The 21,206-nt window shown below is 41.5% G+C and carries 16 protein-coding genes; 10 read left to right on the top strand and 6 right to left on the bottom strand.

Annotated features, from left to right (window positions below; translation table 11 throughout):
• Window positions 1–75 precede the first annotated feature (75 nt).
• Window positions 76–3,636: an ImpA family metalloprotease gene (locus AADY36_RS04715; RefSeq protein WP_342408581.1), complete on the bottom strand. Its 3,561-nt coding sequence runs from the start codon at window positions 3,634–3,636 to the stop codon at window positions 76–78.
• A gap of 143 nt (window positions 3,637–3,779) precedes the next feature.
• Window positions 3,780–5,033, bottom strand: a complete 1,254-nt coding sequence (locus tag AADY36_RS04710) for an MFS transporter (protein WP_342408580.1) — start codon at window positions 5,031–5,033, stop codon at window positions 3,780–3,782.
• A gap of 252 nt (window positions 5,034–5,285) precedes the next feature.
• Here AADY36_RS04710 and AADY36_RS04705 point away from each other — a divergent pair, with 252 nt between their 5' ends.
• The 3 genes from AADY36_RS04705 to AADY36_RS04695 all read left to right on the top strand — a co-directional run bounded on the left by AADY36_RS04705 (window position 5,286) and on the right by AADY36_RS04695 (window position 9,469).
• Window positions 5,286–7,655, top strand: coding sequence for a TonB-dependent receptor domain-containing protein (locus AADY36_RS04705; RefSeq protein ID WP_342408579.1), 2,370 nt, complete (start codon window positions 5,286–5,288; stop codon window positions 7,653–7,655).
• A gap of 154 nt (window positions 7,656–7,809) precedes the next feature.
• Entirely contained in the window at window positions 7,810–8,730 is a 921-nt protein-coding gene (locus AADY36_RS04700) for an alpha/beta fold hydrolase (RefSeq protein WP_055021277.1), read from the top strand.
• A gap of 43 nt (window positions 8,731–8,773) precedes the next feature.
• A complete protein-coding gene (locus AADY36_RS04695; RefSeq protein WP_342408578.1) occupies window positions 8,774–9,469 on the top strand; it encodes an ATP-dependent Clp protease proteolytic subunit in 696 nt (231 codons plus the stop codon).
• Here the strand turns inward: AADY36_RS04695 and AADY36_RS04690 are convergent.
• The 4 genes from AADY36_RS04690 to AADY36_RS04675 all read right to left on the bottom strand — a co-directional run bounded on the left by AADY36_RS04690 (window position 9,466) and on the right by AADY36_RS04675 (window position 13,644).
• Complete coding sequence (locus AADY36_RS04690; protein WP_055021279.1) at window positions 9,466–10,542, bottom strand: hypothetical protein; 1,077 nt, start codon at window positions 10,540–10,542, stop codon at window positions 9,466–9,468. The two genes, AADY36_RS04695 and AADY36_RS04690, sit on opposite strands and share 4 nt — an antisense overlap.
• Window positions 10,543–10,683: 141 nt before the next feature.
• Window positions 10,684–12,051 carry an alkaline phosphatase PhoX gene (locus tag AADY36_RS04685; RefSeq protein ID WP_342408577.1) on the bottom strand — a complete coding sequence of 456 codons (1,368 nt, stop codon included), beginning with the start codon at window positions 12,049–12,051 and terminating at the stop codon, window positions 10,684–10,686.
• 111 nt (window positions 12,052–12,162) lie between these two features.
• Window positions 12,163–12,816, bottom strand: coding sequence for a hypothetical protein (locus tag AADY36_RS04680; protein WP_285220798.1), 654 nt, complete (start codon window positions 12,814–12,816; stop codon window positions 12,163–12,165).
• A 15-nt stretch (window positions 12,817–12,831) separates the two neighbouring features.
• Window positions 12,832–13,644: a MipA/OmpV family protein gene (locus tag AADY36_RS04675; RefSeq protein ID WP_342408576.1), complete on the bottom strand. Its 813-nt coding sequence runs from the start codon at window positions 13,642–13,644 to the stop codon at window positions 12,832–12,834.
• Window positions 13,645–14,015: 371 nt separating this feature from the next.
• Between AADY36_RS04675 and AADY36_RS04670 the strand changes: the two genes are divergently transcribed.
• From AADY36_RS04670 to AADY36_RS04640, 7 genes are all read left to right on the top strand, one after another.
• Window positions 14,016–14,945, top strand: coding sequence for a sensor histidine kinase (locus AADY36_RS04670; RefSeq protein ID WP_342408575.1), 930 nt, complete (start codon window positions 14,016–14,018; stop codon window positions 14,943–14,945).
• A 3-nt stretch (window positions 14,946–14,948) separates the two neighbouring features.
• Entirely contained in the window at window positions 14,949–15,584 is a 636-nt protein-coding gene (locus AADY36_RS04665; protein ID WP_054560701.1) for a response regulator, read from the top strand.
• A gap of 89 nt (window positions 15,585–15,673) precedes the next feature.
• Window positions 15,674–16,144, top strand: a complete 471-nt coding sequence (locus AADY36_RS04660) for a DUF4920 domain-containing protein (protein WP_187489954.1) — start codon at window positions 15,674–15,676, stop codon at window positions 16,142–16,144.
• The gene (locus tag AADY36_RS04655; protein WP_055198476.1) at window positions 16,137–16,706 is read left to right on the top strand and encodes a PepSY-associated TM helix domain-containing protein; all 570 of its coding nucleotides are present in this window, start codon (window positions 16,137–16,139) and stop codon (window positions 16,704–16,706) included. Before AADY36_RS04660 ends, AADY36_RS04655 begins: the two co-directional genes overlap by 8 nt.
• A gap of 467 nt (window positions 16,707–17,173) precedes the next feature.
• On the top strand, window positions 17,174–18,718 hold the full coding sequence (locus tag AADY36_RS04650; protein ID WP_342408574.1) for a pyridoxal phosphate-dependent decarboxylase family protein: 1,545 nt from the start codon (window positions 17,174–17,176) through the stop codon (window positions 18,716–18,718).
• The gene (locus AADY36_RS04645; RefSeq protein ID WP_055021284.1) at window positions 18,711–20,003 is read left to right on the top strand and encodes a lysine N(6)-hydroxylase/L-ornithine N(5)-oxygenase family protein; all 1,293 of its coding nucleotides are present in this window, start codon (window positions 18,711–18,713) and stop codon (window positions 20,001–20,003) included. The genes AADY36_RS04650 and AADY36_RS04645 overlap by 8 nt, the downstream gene beginning before the upstream one ends.
• Window positions 20,000–21,187 carry an MFS transporter gene (locus AADY36_RS04640; RefSeq protein ID WP_342408573.1) on the top strand — a complete coding sequence of 396 codons (1,188 nt, stop codon included), beginning with the start codon at window positions 20,000–20,002 and terminating at the stop codon, window positions 21,185–21,187. Before AADY36_RS04645 ends, AADY36_RS04640 begins: the two co-directional genes overlap by 4 nt.
• Window positions 21,188–21,206 lie beyond the last annotated feature (19 nt).

Genomic DNA, 21,206 nt, shown 5'->3' with positions numbered 1-21,206 from the left:
AATAATAAAAACGCCTGCGAAATCTTTTGCTGGCGTTTTAAATACAAATACCAATCAACTTAACAAAGCGGTGTATTATTCAGGCCAGCTTTGAGCTCCATCAATTGCAACCTCTGTTTGATTTAACGTCGTGCAATAACCTGTGGCAGATGAGGCATAGTAAACATCACCTAATACCGTGTAGTTTTTTGCTTTAACCTGCTGTTTTGCTTTGTCTGACGTTGCCATGCCCCACATGCTGAAGTAGTTGCTCAAATCGAGCTCGGTTGCTTCTGAAAGCGCTATTAATAGCCAATCATTGTTGCCTATGCTTTGTGCCTCCGACAAGCTGTAGCTTGAAAAGCCAAGTGCATCTTTTTGTGCCTGCCAATTAGTCTCGCTGTTATCAGCTAGATTAAACGCACGCTCCAAGATGTGTAAGCGAGGGTATAAATGCCAGCCGTTTTCAAGCTTATTATGTGCCTGTGCGGCCATCATAATTTGTAAATAAATAGCGTGACTTTGCGACCACTCTGACATCGCTAAACCTTGCATATAAGCAAATGCATCTGCGCTTTGTTTACTGGCTTGTAAATGATCAAACAAGTTCTCGAATGGCAAGTTTTGGCACGATGCCGAAAAGCCCGTTTCATCTTCAAACTTCGACTTACTGTAGTAGGAGTAAAAGTTGGTATTTGAATGGCCACCAAACCCTTCGATACGGAAGCGCCCTCTTTCAAGTCCATGCCCTAATTCATGGATATCGCCATGCCCAGTTGGATTAAAATTCCAACCTGCGTCATACGGATTACCAGAACAACCCCAACCACAGGTCGGTTGGTCTGCATTCATATGTTTTACAATATCAATTGTTTGCACCTCAATATTGCGTGCACTCGCAAAGTCATGAATTTCGCTAACCACATCGATGCCCGGCCCTTTGAAACCAGCAAGTACATGCGGATAGTTATGAGTATAACGCTCTACTGCATGGGCGAAGTCAGACGCTATGGGCCAATAACCATCGTTAATTGAAATACGCATTTTCTCGAGCTTTGAATGCACTTCAAAGCCACCGGTTGCTACCTCAGCCCAATCATAGTCGCCTTTTTCAAGTAGTGCAGCAAAGCGCTCATCATCACTGCTGCTGCGCCAATACGGGTGCTCACCTACATTACTAAATTCAAAGCTGACATCTAAATCATTTTGATCAAACTCAATTTGAATTGGCCCACCATAAGGTGACGTAAAATAGACCGTTTCATTTGTCTCTATAGGCACATGAACCGACTGCAATTTAGCGGGTCGATTATAGCCATTGCTGCTCATGTAATGTGTTGCGCCATCACGCAGCGTATTAACAAACACCTTGGTATTCACTGCTTGACTATCGGTGCGTTTAATAGCAAACGTTTGCCCCGGCAAGGCATACACACCCGTTGAGCGAAAATACGCCTTACTCTGCATATTCACGGTGACGGTTTTAGGTGTTACATGACTAAAATCACTACGGCTGAAATTCCCCATATCAACTTGAAGTGGATTAACTTTACGTATATTTAATACCGCATGATCAGTAAACAGTGCGCGAAAGAAGCTTGTATTATCGGTGCTTAGCTTATCCATCGGGAAGCTCACAACTTGGCGATAATGATCTGCAAGCAGCGCCAGTAACTGGTAAAAGCGATAGCCCTGCTCAGTAAAGATATCTGTTTTCGCTTGGTCAAAACCTCTAAAAACCGAATTTATGATCGTTGCCGCATCACTAAACTGTTGCTGATATTGGCTTTCAGCTGGGCAGCTACGATTATCACAGGCACTTAAATCAACACTAAATTCGCTGCTTTTAAAGCGGCTAAGTAAGTCTTTAATAGTTTGCGCATCAGTTGGCAAACTGTCGTTAATAGCAATTGGGTTCCACTGTGCCAATTCTAATCGGTGCCAATAGTTATCACCTGCAACACTCACATGGAGTAATTCAAATAGCGCTTTACCTAGTGCTGTTTGACTACCATCACGCTGAATATAGATCACCGCTATATCATTTGCTTGAGCTTGCTTTACTGCAGCCACAACATTCTCAATATTTAATCCTTCACGCTCATGCTGAGAGATAATCAGTACATCCGTGTCAGTTGTTAAACACGCCGCTAAAGCGTCATTGTCACAACTTGTATTGTCGTTATAGCTCACCATGCCTTCATATTGACTATCAAACCACTCTCGCGTTTTGCTCCTATCTTGAAAGTAATAGCTTTGATCAAGTTGCGCTAATACAAGTTTAAGTGGCTGCTCTGCGGTTATTTCTCTACCAGCTAACCAGGTGGTGCTGTTTTTCAAAAACTGAGTCATTTGCTCGTTAATGGTATTTCGATAAGGATTACTACCAAATACCAAGTAACGGCCCAGCTCCCCATCACTAGTTCCAACTACAGCAAGGTTTCTGACTTTTGTCTCGTAACCATCTTGCCAGCTATTGTTGGTAAGTAGAACTGGCTCATTGAATGGATAAGTGGCAGTTAATAGCGTTGCATCCCAGGTTGGATACCAACTTAATTCTTCAAGGGCGGAGCTTGAGCCAAAAGCAAATAAGCTATTTTTAATGCTTTGAAAGCGCGCTTTGTGGGTATCAATTTCATTAATGGTCGCATCAAGTAGCAACTCACTGTTTGGCACAACCAGCGCATTACCCGTTTCGAGTGCCTCGGCTACATAACTTTGGGTGATGTTTAACGCAAACTCAAAACTTGCCTGTACACGTGAGTCAGAGGCTGTGATTGTGAATTTATGTTCACCAAGTTCTTCATTACTCGCGGTGCCTGATAAGATGCTAGTTTGCTCATCAAAACTTAGCCACGTTGGTAAACCTGTTAAGGTTAAGCTCACATCATCGTTGTCTGCATCGGTGCTGATTAACTGCACACTCAAAGCCTGCTCAGCACGAACTTCACTACTCAGTGGAGACACCACAGGCGCTGAGTTTGCTCTGGCAGCGATGTTAAATGTTTGCTCTGCCTGCTGCGTCACTTCGCCATCTGAATAACGAAAACGAATTTGCTGTTCGCCCGTATTCGCAAACAAGGGCGTGCCGCTAAAACTGAGGTTAGTCGCATCAAAGCTAAGCCAATCAGGTTTACTAACTTCACTTACTACCACAGTGTCATTTTGTGCATCAGTAAATGTTAGCTGGTAAGTATAAGCTTGGCCTTCATTGCTATCCGATGGGGTGGACGTGAGCGTTGGCGGTGTATTTTCAATAAGTTTGGCCTCTACATTAATATCAATCAAAAGCTGTGCAGAGAGCTGCCCATCAGTGACCGTAAACTCAATGTTTGCATACTTACCTACTTGCTCAGGCGTGCCACTGATACTTGCTGAGGCTTCATTAAAACTTAGCCAACTTGGTAAGTTTGTTACAGACAAAGTAAGTGGGTCATTATCTGGATCAGAGACTTCAGGGCTAAAACTCAAGGTTTCACCAACACGTAAAGTCTGTGATTGACCGCTGATTTGCGGCGCTTGATTTTGTGGTGTTTCGGTTACAGGAGGGGTTGTTGTTTGTTTTTCATCTGAGCCTGAGCCGCCACAAGCAGCAAGTGTTAGCAATACAGCCGAGCATAATAGCGAGCGTATGCACAAAGAGTAAGGTGCGTTCATTGAGTTCTTATCGGTATGGTAAACAATTTTTTAACATTATAAGCCGATACTACAAACTAATATCTCGGAAAAAATACGTAAATTGATATCGCTGTCATTAATTGTTAAAGCGTAAAAAGCCCCACAAAGGGGCTATTTAAGGGTTACGAGCTTGGGTTTGCGAAATCGGGTCTGGGTAACTTTTCGAGTATGGCGTATAAGTAAATCACCACAAGGCAAAGCCCTCCCGCTACAAAGAATAAGGTTGGGCCATCGTAATAATCTAAAATTAAACCACCACCGAGTGGTGCTAAAGCAAATCCTAAATCATAAAACGAAGCAGCGCCAAAGTAGGCTCCACGTAAGTGTGATGGTGCGAGTCTATCAAGGTGAACGTTCATCGTCGGAAACAAAATGGTTTCGGCCAAGCTCATCACCACTATCGCACCTATCCAGCCCCAGAATAAATCGATTGGATTAAGTGCGAGCCAAAACTGCGACACCATCAATAGCACCAAACCAATTTGTATTCGTACCGTTAGGCTAAATCGCGCCATCATTTTTAACAGCAGAAATTGACTTGAAATGATCACTATCGCATTGGTAAATATAAGCGCAGAAATCAATGCAAGTAGGTCGGGTGCCTCTGCACGAGTTAGGTATTGTATGAGTGAACTATCCATTTGCGCATAAATAAACATGCACAAAATATTGGCTAAAATTAAACACTGCAGCAGCTTATCTGCAAATAGAATACGTAAGATTTGCTTGCCTTGTACAGCTGGTTTTTTCTCTTCAGGCTCGTCGATTGCGGCAGTATTTTTGGCGGCTTTATCACTAAAATTAAAGCCCCAAACAAGCAGCACTAATAAAATAGCAAATGCCCCTGCGGTAATATAAAAGCTCGACTGCTCACCGGTTAAACCTAGCCATACCCCAACTAATGGACCCACCGCACAGCCCACATTAACAATAAAGTACAGCGACTGCATGGCCAGCTCACGAGTTTGTGCATCATCAATAATATCGCCAATTGCCGCACTGGTTAATGGTCGCCAAAGTGCAGTCGCAATCGAGCATAAGGTCATTACAATCACATAACCGGCCACGGTTTCTACCTCAGCCAACAGCGAGAAAGAAATGATATACAGCACACCAGTAATGTACATCAGCGTATGCCGGCCCACTTTATCTGAGAGGCTACTGCCAATAAAACTGGTAAACACCGAAATCACGGCAGCACTGGTAAGTACCAAACCGACTTCTGTCGCCGATAAAGCAAACTTTTCGTACAAGATCACCGCAAGAAATGGCCATACCATGTAATAGCTGCCACGGGTAATAAACGAGCCAAATAAGAAGATCCACATAAGCACAGGAAACTGCTTAAAGCGCGCTAAAGAGATATCTGAATTCATTATTTTAATTTTTATGATGATGATTAAAACACTATACAGGAACTGAATCTGCCTTGGGTATTTAATCTAAAACTTGTTTGTAACAGCGTATTAATTAGCTAAGAAACAAACGCAACTTAATTGTGAATAGTGTTAAGCCAACTTGAAAAAGATTAATCTAAATAAGAATAGTTATTGATTGTATTTTTCATTTCTGTAGTATACGCAGCGTTCCTCAAAGGGATAACCTACAAAAAGAACTGGAAACCTACAATGAAATCAATAAAACCAAGCTTACTGGCACTTGCCATAACAACACATTTTTCAGCCTTTGCTGATGACGCTAAGCCGAAACAAGATATGGAACGCTTAGTTATTACTGCAACGGGTTTTGAGCAAAAAGTTACCGAAGCACCTGCAAGTATTTCAATTATCACTAATGAAGATATTAAGTCTCATGCCTTCACCTCAGTACTTGATGCTGTGCAGTATTTAGAAGGTATCGACATTGGCACAACTCGTGATAAAACAGGCCAAGGCAGTGTAAGCATGCGTGGTTTAACAGGTGAATACACCCTGTTACTTATTGATGGTAAACGCCAAAACAACCATGGCGATATTTATCCAAACAACTTTGGTGGTAACGCGTTTAACCACGTACCACCGGTCGATGCCATTGAGCGCGTTGAAGTAATTCGCGGCCCTGCATCAACGCTTTATGGTGCAGATGCACTGGGTGGTGTAATTAATATCATCACTAAAAAGCACACTGACAGCTGGAGCGGTGCAGTATCTTTTAGCCGTTCATTACAACAAAACGATGATTTTGGTGATGACATTACCACTGACTTTAGTGTGATGGGTCCGCTTATCAAAGACGTATTAAGCTTAGGTGTACGCGGCAGCGTTTACGAGCAACAAGCATCATCGCCAACATTTGAACCAGCAACCGATCCTAATGGTGTTGTACATGCTCGTTCATTAGGTTTTGGTAGTGGCGGTCGTACCGTTGATAATACAAACGAGCAGTATGGTTTTACTTTAACTTATACACCGTTTGAGTCGCATCATTTACGTTTTGATTACGATAACTCAAGCCAAGTGTACGACAACACGCCAAGCTACGACATTGAGTCAGGCACCATTACTTACCCGCTTGGTACTAAAGATAACATTGAATCAATTTGGCAAGACCGCCGCGGCCAAGTAAACCCGCGCGCAGGTTATGCGGCAGACCAAGAGTTTGACCGTGAATGGTGGTCACTCAGTTATGATGGTGAACTTAATTGGGCAACGATTAAAGCCTCTGTATCTTATGTTGATACGCAAAACAATGGCCGTACTTTACCACTGAGTGTAAGCGAGCGATTAGAGCTGCAAGCTATGTACGATGGTACTGGCGAATACGAAGGAATGGACGAGCAAGCACGTAAAGACTTAGCCGAAGAAACATTCTTACCGCGCCCTGCTCGCCCACTTGAAAGCAGCCAATATACCTATGACTTACGCTTTGATATTCCTATCACAGGTAGCTTTGGTAGCCATAACCTAGCAATTGGTGGTCAGCTTATCGACGGTGAATTAAAAGACGGCGTATTTGGCCTTGAAAGTGACCAAGCAGGTCAAGTGCAAGAGCAAAACATGTACTCAATCTTTGCCGAAGATAACTGGATGGCAACTGACAACTTCACCTTTACATTAGGTGCTCGTTACGATGACCATGATGTATTTGGCAGACAAGTATCACCGCGCGTTTACGGTGTATATAACCTCTCTGACACTTGGACCTTAAAAGGTGGTGTGAGTACAGGTTATAAAACGCCGCAAACCACTGATCTTTACGACGGTATCACCGGATTTGGTGGTCAGGGCACAAGCCCATTTGCGGGTAACCCAGATTTAGAACCAGAAACCAGTGTGAACTCAGAAGTTGCACTTTACTGGACTTCGCTTGATGGCGATCACAACATTAATGTGACTTACTACAACACCAAGTTTGAAGACAAAATTGCCCGCGGCGACACTATTTTAAGCTGTGAACAAACTAATGATGTACGCCCTTGTGTGAACTTAGGTCAGTACGATCAACTTGGCTACGATAGCTACAGCCAAAAGATCAATATCGACGAAGTAGACCTTCAAGGTGTTGAAATTGCGGGTCAATACACTATTACTAAAACAGTGTCTGTTAACGGTAACTACACGTGGACTGATAGCGAACAAAAGAGCGGTCCTGAACAAGGTCAGCCATTAACTAACTCAGCTGAGCACATGGCAAACCTTACCCTAAACTGGGAAGCGACTGACTTTATGAACTTATACCTACAAGGTGTATATCGTTCAGACCGTTACCGCGGTTGGGATAACGTGCACGACAAAGCGCTTTACTACAAAAACTACAATCTACTTAATTTAGGTGCGCAGTTTTATGTAAATGAGTACGTGCAAATCAATGCCCGCGTAAACAACCTATTAGACGAAGATTTCACCTCATATAGCACTAGCTATACCGACCTAAATGGCGATGGTGAGTATGAATACCTAACAGGTCGCGGTGTAATTAGTGAAGTCACATTCACAGACGACTACAACGTTAAAGATAAAGGCCGTAATTTCTGGATTGGCGTTACCGCTTACTTCTAAGAAAACTCCCTGAAAATAGACAGCATGCAGTCATGTGCTGTCTATTTTTCTAGCTACACAATTACTCCTACTGTCAGTATTCTTTTTACTGTCACTAAACTGCCAACTTCACACACTAAGCTGATGATACCTGCGTAAGCTTATTTGTTAGTCTATGGAACATATCCTTACAGCCAGTGGTATCTGTATTAGTTATCAAGATGAAGGCGATAAAAATGCGCCGGTGATCATCTTAATTATTGGCTTAGGTGCTCAATTTACCGTTTGGCCAGAGTCGCTTTATTTTGGCTTGGTAGAAAAAGGCTTTCGGGTTATTCGTTTTGATAATCGTGATGCAGGGCTATCCTCATCGTTAGATGAGTTAGGCAAGCCGAGCCTGGTGAAGCATTGGCTTAGCCGCCGATTACCTATTCGCTCAAAGCTGCCCTATTCGCTCGATGACATGGCTCGCGATGTAAAAGAATTAATGGATGCACTGGCTATCAAAAAAGCGCACTTAGTGGGGGCTTCGATGGGTGGCATGATTGCGCAAATTGCCGCGGCAAAGTATAAAAAACGTGTACTGAGCTTAACTTCAATTATGTCGAGTAGCTCGCCGTTATCGTTTTCGGGTTCAAACATTAACCTGCTAGTAAAGCTCGCTAAAATACGCCCCCGAAGCAGTAATAAAGAAGCCGCGATTGATTACAATGTTAGGCTCAACCAACTCATTGGCAGCCCAGCCTACCCACAAGATGAACACGCTTTATACGCCAACGCACAGCGCTATATTGAGCGGGCCCACACGAATCAAACAGGCTTTAAACGTCAGCTTGCAGCCATTGCCGCAACGCCTTATCGCGAGCAATTACTAAAAAAGATTAAAGCCCCCACATTAGTAATTCATGGCAGCGCTGATCCTGTTATGCCACTGTCTGCGGGTATCAACACCGCACTGTTAATAAAGCGCAGTAAGTTAAAAGTTGTGCCTGGAATGGGCCATGATTTTCCGCCCGCTTTAATGAAAAAAATGACTAAGTGGATTGCTAAACACGCAGCTAAAGTCAGCGCCAAAAAAGCCGCTAAAAAGCCCTAAAAGCATGATAGAATTATCATACAATTTATAAGGTTAGCGTTTTATGTTGCGTGTATTTTTTAGTCTGTTTTTAATTATCCCTTGGTTAAGCTTTGCCGGTGTGTCACTAAGCGAGCAGCGCATTATTTATCAGGGCGAAATTAGTGCCAAAAACAATCAACATGTTGCACAGCTTTTGACTGAGCAGCCAAACATAAACAGCATACAAATTACCAGTGGTGGCGGAAACGTTGATTTAGGTATGGACCTCGCCGAATTAATTTTGGCGCATAATTTAAAAGTTCATATAAAACAATTTTGCTTTTCGTCGTGTGCGAATTACGTATTGCTTGCAGGAAACCCTACCACCATAGCTAAGAACGCCATTGTCGGTTGGCACGGCGATGCTGCTTCAGCTCGCTGGCGAGATAGCGATATTGATGCCATGGTAAGCCATTTAAAAGAGCCAGAAAAAACAACCAAGTGGCAGGCTTTACGCACTCATTACGATGAAATAATTGCAAAAGCCGTGGCTCGTGAAAAAGCCTTTTATGCAAAACGCGGGGTTAATCATGACTTGCTAACGATTGGTTTATCTAAAGAGCTAAAACGTGCAGCTGTGGCACAAAAAGCCAGAGGCTGGAGCTACTCAAAAAAAGCACTCAATACACTGAATGTGAATAATATTGAGTTTGCAGACTGGCAGCCCCGCTCGGCAAAGAACTTTCCGTTACTAATAATTAGTGAGCTTGGGGATTAGCTTTTGTAATCACGGATATAACGGTAATCAAATTCGGTGTCATCTAGAATGTCGCAATAATCACGAAAATCATTACTCTGCATTTGCTGAATATCGATGATCACCGACTGCTCTGTTACGAGCTTTTTAAAGCTTTGCAATAGCGTACGTCCTTGCTTTGCATCTATATGGCAACCGAATTGATAAATGTCATATAACCGAGCGAACTGATCACCGCTCTGTCTTGAGCTTGCCATGAGTGCTTCACCACGCTCAAAAGCAAGCATTCTTCCCAGAATAAATTGCGCTCTAGGTTCATTTTTATGTTCAACGAGATAACGTAAAATAGTTTCTGATTTAAATGTATCTTGCGGAAAATTCCCTTGATAAACGCCTCGTTCATCAAAGTGACGACCGGAATAATAGGCAAAAGCATAGCTAAATGCTTTTTTGTCAGACAAGGTTGCAAGAAACTCATCATCCGTCGGAATATGTTTTGCTCTAAACTTAGCAGCTTGATGTTGCTCTTGTTCTACCTGTTTTTCAATAGACAAATACTGCTGGTGAGCAAATGCACCAACGGCGCCTGCAAAACTCAAACATGATGTAGCAATTAGGGTACTCGGTAATACTACCAACCAATGATTTTTAATTTTTTTATACCCTGCCAGCTCACCGGATTCATACACCTCAGCAAATAACTTATGGTCAATAAATGGAATGCTTTTACGTGCAATAAATGCTGCTGACCAAGAGCCAAGTGCAAATAACAAAGCATAAATTGATAAAGACAATGTACCGCTGATCAAAACCTCTGAACTGAGCGCAACAGCGATTACAGATAGGTATGCAATAAGTGAAATAACTGAAAAGATACGATCATAGCCACGCCCATGAATACGAACGGCTAGGCCAACGAGTACGCCGCTAATCACTAACATTACTGGCCCAATAGCACTTTTAATTGAAAATACTGTGATCCATAAAATAATGATTGGGATACTCCAGCACGCTACGCCGATTGCGGCTGCAAGTGGACTTTGCTTAACTAGCTTTTCTTTAACTTGCTCTCGACTCTGCTCAGTAACAGACATATCAACTCCGTTTTGGTTTTATTATTTTTTCCTGTAAAACAAAGTGATTCTAACTAGAACAGCTGATTATAAAAAGAGGAACATAAATTTTCGTGGTACAAAAAAAGCCACTTCGCAGTGGCTATTTTAAATAGGCTTTAACTAAACACTAAACTGATGCCATGGGCCTGTTATAGCAAGTGTTTTTGACGGTGAGTAAACGTTCACAAACAAAGTGCTACCATCTGGTGAAAAACAGGCACCTGCCAACTCGGTTTGCGCCACTAAGCGGGCAAAATTATAAACTTGGCCTTGGGGTGTCACACCGCGAAGATGATTATCAACCACATCGGTGTACTGGTCTTCACAAACAATTAAATGACCATTAGGTGACACGGTTAGGTTATCGCCAAAGTTGTAAAGGGTTTTGCTAGTACTTTCGACAAACAACGAGATTTTACCTGGTTGCTGTGCTTCTTTATCTGTGCCCTCAAATTCTGATGGCTGATATTTCATAACCTGACCAAGTTGTTTTTTACCGCCATTGGTACAGCAGAAATAAAGCTCTTTATCACCCCAGTGAATACCTTCACCGCGAGCAAATAGTGCCGCACCTTGTTTATAGCCCCGCAGGCGTAAGTCGTCTTTCGGGCTTTCAGGGTTATCTAGATTGACCCACTCAACCTCAAGCTCTTGATGTAGCCCCATAGCTTTATTATTCCAGTTACGGCTATCGAATTGTGGCTTACCTTTTACCACCATAGCTTGTAATTGCCCGCCTTTATGCAGCTTGCCATATTCCTTTGGAATAAAACGATAAAAGACGCTATCACCTTTGTCTTCTGTTAAATAAACAATGCCCGTACGCGGATCAACAGCAGCCGCTTCGTGGTTAAATCGACCCATGGCTTTTAATGGCTCAGGTTTAATTAAGCCTTTGCTATTTGCGGGTACTTCAAAAATATAGCCGTGGTCTTGATTAAATCCATCGGCTTTAGTATCGGTGGTTTCTTCGCACGTAAGCCAAGTGCCCCATGGCGTAATACCGCCAGAACAGTTACGAATAGTGCCAACCAATGACAGGTATTCTTGCTCTTTTTGATGGGTTTTTAAGTTATAAACGATATGACTTGTGCCACCCGGTAACGCCACACCGTCACTGTTAGTATCAAAAGCCAGGGGCGTTTTATGGTTGGCAATACTTGCTTCAGCTTTCGCTAAATCTTTTGGTTTGAGCTCATGGTTTCTCACTAATGCAACACGGTCATTACCAAGCGCTAGACAGCCCATGCCATCGGCTTTATCGGGTACCGTAAACCCATCAGACATTTTCTCACCTAGGCTTGAAACTATTTGATAACTAAAGCCCTCGGGTAAGTCGAGCAATTTATCTGGATCAGGAATTAACGGACCAAAGCCGACAGCTGTTGTTTTTAAATCACCTAACGACACCTTACCTATGGCACTTTTTGATAATCCTAAAAAGGCTAATGTGCCCGCCCCTACTAAAAACTCTCGACGTGAAACCATGCTAACTCCAAGCTAAAACCAGCTTTATCATACAAATAAAAAAGGCATTATAAAGCAATGAAACGATAAAAAGTTACATTATCACAATATTCACGAAATTGTCATAAAGCACTACTCTTTGATGATTGCTAGTTGCTCATTAGGTAGCAGCACAATTAAGTAACCACGCTGCTCTAAGTTACAAAAATCAAATTCAAAACCTGCAATTTGTAAGTCACTAGCGCAATGAGTTAGCGGTATATAAGCTGTTGCTGTTGCTTCAGTTAATTCACTATTAGCAAGTTTATAGCTGTAGTTCGTATTGCCGATAAAACTAACCAGCCTAACCACAGGGTAATCACCACTATCTACAGCCTCAGTGCGTGTTAAAAAAGCCAGTTTCAGCGTTTCGCCATCCATATAACTGATCACATAATTAGCTATATCACTAACAACCCACTTTTGTAGATGAGCTTTTATTTCAGCATCATAAAAAGCTGCAAAGCCAACCTTTGAGACCACTGAACGCTTAAAGTTAAGCTTTTCAAAACCACCGTAGCCATCGATTGATTGTTGGAAGTTCTGCTCCTTATAAATTGCGCTTGTTGGTGTGTTGTTTCGTAGGTTCATCATATAAAAATCAACCGGGTACTCGCTAAAGTTATAAACATAATAGTCATTTTCATAGACACCTTGGTATAAATCGTCTTCGTCAAACACTTCCTCTTCAGCGCTATTGCAACCAGTAAGTAAGAGTAAAATGCATAATCTCAGTAGATAATTCATTGCTCATCCCTTTTTCTAAAAACGATAATTTATAGTTGCAGCGAATTGCTGCTTGGCAGTTTCACCCACGAGCGGGCTTTTTTTGATAGCTGAGTCAAGTTGCTCATACCGCAAGCTCGTAAAAACAGACCACTGCTCATTAAAAACATAAGTCAGGTTTAGCGAGGTAAATGGGTTTAGGGCTGCACTTGGCTGATATTCATATCTGCCAAACTCAGGGGCGATATTGCCATTAGCTATGCCATACAGGTATTGAGTGTATTTTTTATCTTGCCAATAAAAACCGAGATCAGCACTTAGCTGTAACCCTAATCCTTGGCCATAAATCGGTAGGTTATAGCGGGCAAGAAACGTAAGTCCATCGGAGTGATTCGAAATATCTTGCGCTAAACGAACAAAAAGCTGTTTATATTGCAGCTGCGTTCTGAAGGTTAGCTCACCTTTGCCGTCTTTATAGTCAGTGAAAACCTCATCATCCGACAACTCATCACTAAAGATTAAACTGCTATCGTAGGTTTCATCTCGGAAACTAAGCCCCATTGACGCTTCAAATTCTTCGCCTTGTAAAAAGGCATATTGCACTAAGCCATATTTAGGCCCTATGCGCCAGTTGCCTTTTCGGGCGTTGAAGTATGGCAAGACCATGGTTTGAATATCGTGATCTCGCCATGCTGTATCAATGGCCAATTGTGCAGCACCGACCTCCATTTTCCATTGCTGTGATTGCTCATCGGCCTTGGCATCATCAACAAATAATGCTGCTAAACAATAAGCTGCAATCAACAGATAAGAAAAAAGACTATTTCGCAGAAATTCATGTTTGGTCATGATAATGTCCCTATATTGGTGTTTTAATGCAGTTTAACGCCTCACCATTAGGGCTGACTTGCTGCAAATGTCACATATTTAATCGTGACATTTGTCATATACATAAACGAATAATTGCGGATTAAACTAAGCGTATGAACAAACTCTTGCAAACGTTGATACATCGAAGCGATTTCATACTCTCAGCAATCACCTGGGGGTTTGTGTTTATTTATACTCTGCACGCTTGGTCGCAAAGAGCAGAGTCGGCGCAGCTAAGTTTTAGTACAATAAATACGTTTTTGATCAGTGTGTTATTTATAAGCTTTTTTGCTTTTTTAATTTATTTTGAGTTTTTCAGATCACGATTTAAGCACTATCAAACCCGTATTTTGAACTTCACTATCGCTAATGTTGTGCTATTGATGTGGCTATTTAATATTGGCTTTGTTGCAATTCTATTGATCATCTTCTTAGTTAAATTCAGCGATTACGAGCCAAACAAAGCCAGCCTCTATTTACTCATTTGCCAGCCCTTTTTGATGGCGCTGACGCTTCACTATGGCTTTGATAAGCAATTTGTATTGCTCAACGGGTTGGCTTTCACTTTATACAATAGCTTTGCCTATCGCTTTGCTACTCGGCTTATTTCTGAGCGTAAAGCCAAAGAACAAGCAGCCCATTTATTACGTGAATTAAAAGCAACTCAAGCGCTTTTAAACGACACCGCAACTCGCGATGAACGTATTCGTATTGCCAGAGATTTACATGATACCCTTGGCCACCACCTTACAGGACTCAGTATTCACTTAGAAGTCGCCAATCATTGTGCTAATCATGAAGCACCAAAACACATAACTAAAGCACAGCAAATTACCCGCATGTTATTAAATGATGTGCGTGACTCTGTCTCGTCAATGCGAGCAAACCAAACCATTGATTTACATGCATCGCTTAATTCACTGTGCAGCCATGTTACAGGCTTAAATGTCACACTCAATTACGATGAAAATATAAAAATAAGTGATACGTTATTGGCACAAACGTTATTTCATACTGTGCAAGAAGCGATTACGAATTGTATTAAACACAGTGATGCGACCGAGCTGTCGGTAAGCTTAGACCTCCAAGCTGATTCAGTGCATCTCACTATTTATGATAACGGCGGCGAAATGCCCAAGCTGAACTTAGGCAATGGCTTAACAGGCATGCAAGAGCGCTTAGCTTTAGTGCGAGGGGCAATCGAGTTTGAACAAAATAATAATGGGTTTGCGATTGCTGCAACGTTACCTCATAAACTTAATCCACATACTTTGGCGTAAAAAATGATTAGGGTATTACTCGTTGATGACCAAACATTATTAAGAGAAGGCTTAAAAAGCTTACTCGCCCTTAAAGCAAATATTCAAGTCGTGGCTGAGGCTGACAATGGCCAAACGGCTCTTGAGATGCTCAAGCAACATTCTATTGATGTTGTACTCCTTGATATTCGCATGCCTATTCTAGACGGTATTGGCGTACTGAAAAGTATGCAAGCACAACAGCTGAGGCAACCAGTACTGGTACTCACGACCTTTGATGATAGTGAACAAGTGCTAGAATGTATTCGCTATGGCGCTAAGGGTTATGCGTTAAAAGATATTAATTTAGAGCGCTTGGTCAGCGCCATCGAAACACTTGCTAAAGGTGGCTCAGCGCTAGCTCCTGCGATCACCGAGCGAATTTTGAATAAGCCCACTAAAACAACCGATACTTCTTTAGCAACTCCTGATAAATTAAGTAAAAGCGAGCTTAGAGTGCTCAATTTAATCGCTGCAGGCTATTCAAATAGTGAAATCGCCGAGGCACTTTATAAGTCTGAAGGGACTATCCGTAATCAAGTGTCTTTTATTCTCAGAAAGCTAGATGTACGTGATAGAACCCGTGCAGCATTAAAAGCAATTGATCTAGGTTTGATATAATTGCAAATCATTTTTAATCTCATTAAGCTTTTATCATACAAGTAAATCGCTTAAACTAAGGCTTAATTTTATTTAAAGAAGCAACCACTATGTTCCTAAAATCAAAAACATTTATTGCATTCTCATTGGCGCTTTTAAGCTTTAGCCAACACGCCTTTAGCTTACAGTTTGGCAATCAAGTCGACAGTGACAAACTCATTAAAATTTCGACGGTTATGGCCTCACCAGACGATTACCTTGCAAGTCCAATTACCGTGGAAGGGACTATCACTGGGGTATGCGAAAAACGTGGTTGCTGGATGACACTTGCATCTGACAAGCGCTTTGAAAACTTACGTATCAAAGTTGAAGATGGCGACATGGTGTTCCCGATGACGGCTAAAGGTAGTAAAGCTATCGTAACTGGTAAACTCGATAAAATTCAGCTTAGCCTTGGCCGCACTAAAGCGCTACTTGCTCACAAAGCGCAGCAAGCCGGCGAAAGTTTTGATGTAAACTCAGTGACTGAAGCAATGGCTATTTATCAGCTCGTACCGAGCGGAGTTGAAATCATTGAGTAATAAATCAAGTATCAACTGGTTTAAGTTAAACAGAAACTTACACCGCGATATTGGTTACTTTTGTGTTGGTTTAGTGATTATCTTTGCGGTTTCTGGCATTGCAGTGAACCACAAAGATGATTGGAACCCAAACTACAAAGTAAGCCACCAGCAAATCAGTGTGAGCGATGAAACTTGGCAATTAGATAATGACGAGTTGCTGATTGAGCAAATTATCTCTCATGCTGATGTAAGCGAGCCGGTAAAGGCCTCTTATTGGGTATCGCCGCAAGAGTTTAAGGTGTTTTTAAAAAACGGTAACAACCTCAGCCTTAAACTCAATCAAGATATCATAAACTATGAAGCCATTGAGCCTCGTCATGTATTTCAAGCATTTAACCGCTTACACTTGAACGAGACAAAAGCTTCGTGGGTGATTTTTTCTGATATTTTTGCTGGGCTGCTACTGTTTTTAGCAATCAGCGGCTTGTTTATGATCAAGGGTAAAAATAGCCCATGGGGCAGCCGCTCTGTATTAGTGATTAGCGGTATGCTACTCCCCGCTGCTTATGTATTTTTATAAACTAAAGTTCCTGTTGCCATTCTAGCAAACAGCGATGGCAACATTATTTTCAATTAATTTAATCCTCACCCACTTTTTGACACAGCTTTTTTTAAAATAACTATTCGCAGAATCCTCACTTTGCTTAAGCATTTTATAGCAGCTCAAAGTGTGTTTACTTAGCTCTTAAAACCTCTCACCTACCTATTATAGTTTTCTTAAATGATGGCTTTATTGCTTTTATTTGTGAGCATTTTCATCGAAAAAGCAAAAGAACGCTGCCAAATAGAACCCAAAAAAGGGATTAATTTAGTTAGAATCTTTGATTTGATTACAATTATTTATTACTAGATAAAACAAAAAACAAAACACCTTCAACCTAAAAAAGGTAATTAAATTGTAAAGTAAATTAATGATTTATTATTATTGATATTGAGAATCACTATCATTACGATCCCGATTCAAATTAACTAAGAAGGAATTGAGTCGTGAATCAATTAGCCCCCGTGCTTAATACCCATTCATCAATAAATGTTGATGAACAACCCCATGCGTTTATTTTTAACGAAAATAATTTACTCAAATATGAGATGGCTTCAATGCAAACACTGTCGCTCATCCACCAAGCATTGCGTTCAGCAAAACAAGTTCATTCTGGTGTCTGTCATAAGGAGCTCAGTAAACAAATTGCCAGTGTTGAACTAAATCAACCTCTCAATAACGTTGAGCAAGCGCTAGGCGAAATAAAATCTCTATATTTAGATCATGCAGTCTACTTTCATCATCCAAAATATGTTGCCCACCTAAACTGCCCCGTTGCTTACCCTGCGGTGATAGCCGAACAGTTACTAACTGCTATAAATTCTTCATTAGACACCTGGGACCAAAGTGCTGGCGGGACGCTCATTGAACAAAAGCTAATTGACTGGAGTATCGAACGTATTGGCTTAAGTGCTGCTGCCGATGGCATATTCACAAGTGGCGGCAGTCAATCTAATTTAATGGCATTGTTACTTGCTAGAGATCATGCAGCAGAGCGTTTATCTGGGCACCTAAATCGCGATTTTGGTTTAGGTCCTGATGCCCATCGCTACCGTATTTTTTGCTCTGAAGTCAGCCATTTTAGTATTCAAAAGTCAGCCGCTTTACTGGGCCTTGGCTACAACGCGGTTGTTCCGGTTACAGTTGATAAAGATTTTAAAATGGACCTAGCCGCACTTGATGCAGCGATTGATGAATGTAAAGCACAAGGCAATATTCCTATAGCGCTTGTCGCTACTGCAGGCACAACTGACTTTGGTTCAATAGACCCTATAGATAAGCTAAAAGCGCGGTGCAAAGCTGATAATTTATGGCTTCATGTCGATGCCGCTTATGGCTGTGGACTACTTGCCGCAGACGATCACCGTCACTTACTCAATGGCATTGAACAGGCTGACTCGGTGACGTTAGATTACCACAAATCATTCTTACAACCTGTCAGTAGCAGTGCATTTATTGTTGCTAATAAAAAACAATTTAAACATTTAACTCATCATGCTGATTATTTAAATCCGTTTAACGACAACCCACAAGCAGCACCAAACCTTGTTGATAAAAGCATTCAAACGACTCGCCGTTTTGATGCCTTAAAACTTTGGCTAACTTTACGCATTATGGGCCACGAACAGATTGGCAAAGTGTTTTCTTCTGTTATGGCATTAGCCCGTAGTAGTTATGTGGCACTCAAACAAGACTCTGAATTTGAGCTAATTCACCAACCTGAACTCAGCACTCTAGTGTTTCGCTTTAATGATAAAAACCTCAGTGATGAGCAATTAAACCTGCTTAATTATCAAATTAAAGATGAGCTATTCAAACAAGGTGAGTGTGCCATTGCTCGCACCAAATTTAGAGGTATCAACTACTTAAAGTTCACGTTACTTAATCCAAACACACAAATTGAAGACATTAAAAGCATTGCAGCTGATATTAAAGCCTGCGCCTACAGCATCAAGGCACGCCTAAAAGTTGAGGAAACTAGCCATGAATAAAGTATACGATTTAATTGCCGTGGGTCTTGGTCCGTTCAACCTCAGTTTGGCATGTTTAGCTGAACCAATTGAAACACTTGATTCGTTATTTTTAGAACAACGTGATGAATTTAATTGGCATCCAGGGCTGATGCTCGATGGTGTTACGTTACAAACACCGTTTATGTCGGATTTAGTCACATTGGCAGATCCAACCAATCCATACAGCTTTTTAAACTACGCGAAACAACAAGGTAAGCTGTATCAGTTTTATATTCGAGAAAGCTTCTTTTTACTGCGTGAGCAATACAACCAGTATTGCCAATGGGCAGCAAGCCAATTAAGTAACATACAATTTGGTCATAAAGTCATTCATAGCCAGTTTGATCACACTAAGCAGCTCTATGTACTCACTGTCGAATCAGCAAAGCAAACTAAAACGCTTTATTGTCGTCACCTGGTACTGGGCACAGGTCCCTCACCTTATTATCCACCTGCTGTTCAGGCAGAAGATACACAGCTCTGCCATGCCACTGAATATCTGTATAAACGGGATGAGTTAGTAAATAGTAAGAGCATTACTGTGATTGGCTCAGGGCAAAGTGCTGCTGAAGTATTTTATGATTTGTTGTGTGACATTAAACAGCATAACTACCAACTCAATTGGGTAACGCGAGCGCCGCGTTTCTTTCCTCTTGAGTACACGAAACTCACGCTAGAAATGACCTCTCCAGAGTATGTTGATTACTTTTATAACCTAGAACAGACAACCAAACAGGAGTTACTAGCCAAGCAACGTAATTTATACAAAGGCATCAACTCAGAGTTAATTAATCAGATATATGATCAGCTCTATCAACTTGATATTCAAGGGGTAAACCGCGCAAGGTTATTGACCAACAGCGAGCTCATTAAAAAACAAGGCAGTAAGTTAGTTTTTAGACACAGTGAACAGCAGGCTGAATTTAGCTTACATAGTAATCAGGTCATTATGGCAACAGGCTTTAGTTATCAGTTACCCGATTTTCTAAGTGGCTTAATGAGCGAAATAAATTGGCTAGATAACGGGTGCTTTGCTGTTGAGCGAAATTATAGTATCGACAAGCTTCAAAGGCTGTTTGTACAAAATGCTGAGCTACACAGTCATGGTTTTGTAACGCCAGATCTGGGCATGGCCTGCTATCGAAACAGCCATATTCTGCGCTCAATCTTAGGTTATGCCCCCTATCCTGTTGAAACGCAAATTGCCTTTCAAGAGTTTGGTTTACCCGATGTTGTCAACGAAAAACAGAAGCAAATAGCATGAAACAACCCGCATTAAAGTCAAGCTTGGTGTTGCTGACGATTATTTCTGTTGTTTGCGACACCATGATTTTGCCCTTTTACCCGCAGTTTTTTAGTGCCCAATTTGGTTTGCAATCAAGTAATCACATTGGTGCCTATATTGCTGTTTGCTGCATCACCGTGATGTGTGCTTTCCCTGTATGGGCGAAAATAGCACAGCACGTGCATGAACTGTATTTATGGGTGATCACCCAAATAATTGCAGGGCTATTAGGTGTTGCGTGCTTTTACAGCGAAAACGTGTGGAGCTTTTGGCTGTTATCACAGCTCATGCTGGTATTTAAAGCAAGTTACCTGCTTATTTATCCCTTTGTTCTAAGTATCGAAGAAAAACAACAGCACCTCGGTGTCGTTGCTTTATTTAGCGTGCTTTTACACTTTGGTGGTATTGGCGGTGCTTTATTAGGTGGCTTGATCATTCAAAGTATTGAGCCGCGCTTTTTATATTTAGTGATGGCTGCGGGTGACTGCTTACAAGTTATGCTCTGCTTGTATTTAATTTACTTATTAAAAGTAAGCTACAAGCCAAGGGAATTAAGCGCATCATCAGTAAAACGACAGCGTTTCCCTGGCTACATAATTCGCTTAGGAGTTATATCTATGGGCGTGTACTTCAGCATGTTCTTAGCAACGCCATACTTTACGCTACTTTGGCAACAAGTAAGCAATTTCAGCAATGCACTTTTAGCTGGCGCTGTGTTTGCTATCCCTGCTTGGGTTGCGCTTGTCATTTTGATTACAACCAAAAACAAAGCCGCAACCAATAAGCACAGTAAAACAATCGCTTATGCACTTGTGTTGAGCAGTATCGGCCTATTTATACAACTTAGTTCACACTGGCAATGGCTTGTGTTCGGCCGTGTTGTATTTGCTATTGGGCTATTTTTACTAACCGTGCGTCTACAAGTCATGTTGTTTGCAATGAGCGAACCACGTTTTTACTCAAGCGACTTTGCCAAGCTTCATTTTATGCAAAATATCGGTGTCATCTGCGCCTCATTTTTAGCGGGAGATTTAGTATCTCGCTTTGAACTTAACACCCCATTACTGACGGGGTCTGTCGGCTTTGCCATCACTTTATGTTTGTTTTATTTGCTTTTTTTACGCAACAAACATACCTCAACAGACCCTATTCACAGTTATTAATTTTTAAGAGAACACAATT

It is taken from the genome of Pseudoalteromonas sp. D15MCD-2 (assembly GCF_038562745.1).
Classification (GTDB): domain Bacteria; phylum Pseudomonadota; class Gammaproteobacteria; order Enterobacterales; family Alteromonadaceae; genus Pseudoalteromonas.
Note: the sequence above shows the minus strand (reverse complement) of the source record. Positions and strands in the feature narration are given on the sequence as shown.

Bases quoted from the DNA above. Each gene is read 5' to 3' on its own strand.
- AADY36_RS04685 (WP_342408577.1), bottom strand. From the start codon at position 12,051: ATGGTTTCACGTCGAGAGTTTTTAGTAGGGGCGGGCACATTAGCCTTT.
- AADY36_RS04640 (WP_342408573.1), top strand. From the start codon at position 20,000: ATGAAACAACCCGCATTAAAGTCAAGCTTGGTGTTGCTGACGATTATT.
- AADY36_RS04675 (WP_342408576.1), bottom strand. From the start codon at position 13,644: ATGACCAAACATGAATTTCTGCGAAATAGTCTTTTTTCTTATCTGTTG.
- AADY36_RS04645 (WP_055021284.1), top strand. From the start codon at position 18,711: ATGAATAAAGTATACGATTTAATTGCCGTGGGTCTTGGTCCGTTCAAC.
- AADY36_RS04680 (WP_285220798.1), bottom strand. From the start codon at position 12,816: ATGAATTATCTACTGAGATTATGCATTTTACTCTTACTTACTGGTTGC.
- AADY36_RS04695 (WP_342408578.1), top strand. From the start codon at position 8,774: ATGTTGCGTGTATTTTTTAGTCTGTTTTTAATTATCCCTTGGTTAAGC.
- AADY36_RS04715 (WP_342408581.1), bottom strand. From the start codon at position 3,636: ATGAACGCACCTTACTCTTTGTGCATACGCTCGCTATTATGCTCGGCT.
- AADY36_RS04705 (WP_342408579.1), top strand. From the start codon at position 5,286: ATGAAATCAATAAAACCAAGCTTACTGGCACTTGCCATAACAACACAT.
- AADY36_RS04690 (WP_055021279.1), bottom strand. From the start codon at position 10,542: ATGTCTGTTACTGAGCAGAGTCGAGAGCAAGTTAAAGAAAAGCTAGTT.
- AADY36_RS04665 (WP_054560701.1), top strand. From the start codon at position 14,949: ATGATTAGGGTATTACTCGTTGATGACCAAACATTATTAAGAGAAGGC.
- AADY36_RS04700 (WP_055021277.1), top strand. From the start codon at position 7,810: ATGGAACATATCCTTACAGCCAGTGGTATCTGTATTAGTTATCAAGAT.
- AADY36_RS04710 (WP_342408580.1), bottom strand. From the start codon at position 5,033: ATGAATTCAGATATCTCTTTAGCGCGCTTTAAGCAGTTTCCTGTGCTT.
- AADY36_RS04660 (WP_187489954.1), top strand. From the start codon at position 15,674: ATGTTCCTAAAATCAAAAACATTTATTGCATTCTCATTGGCGCTTTTA.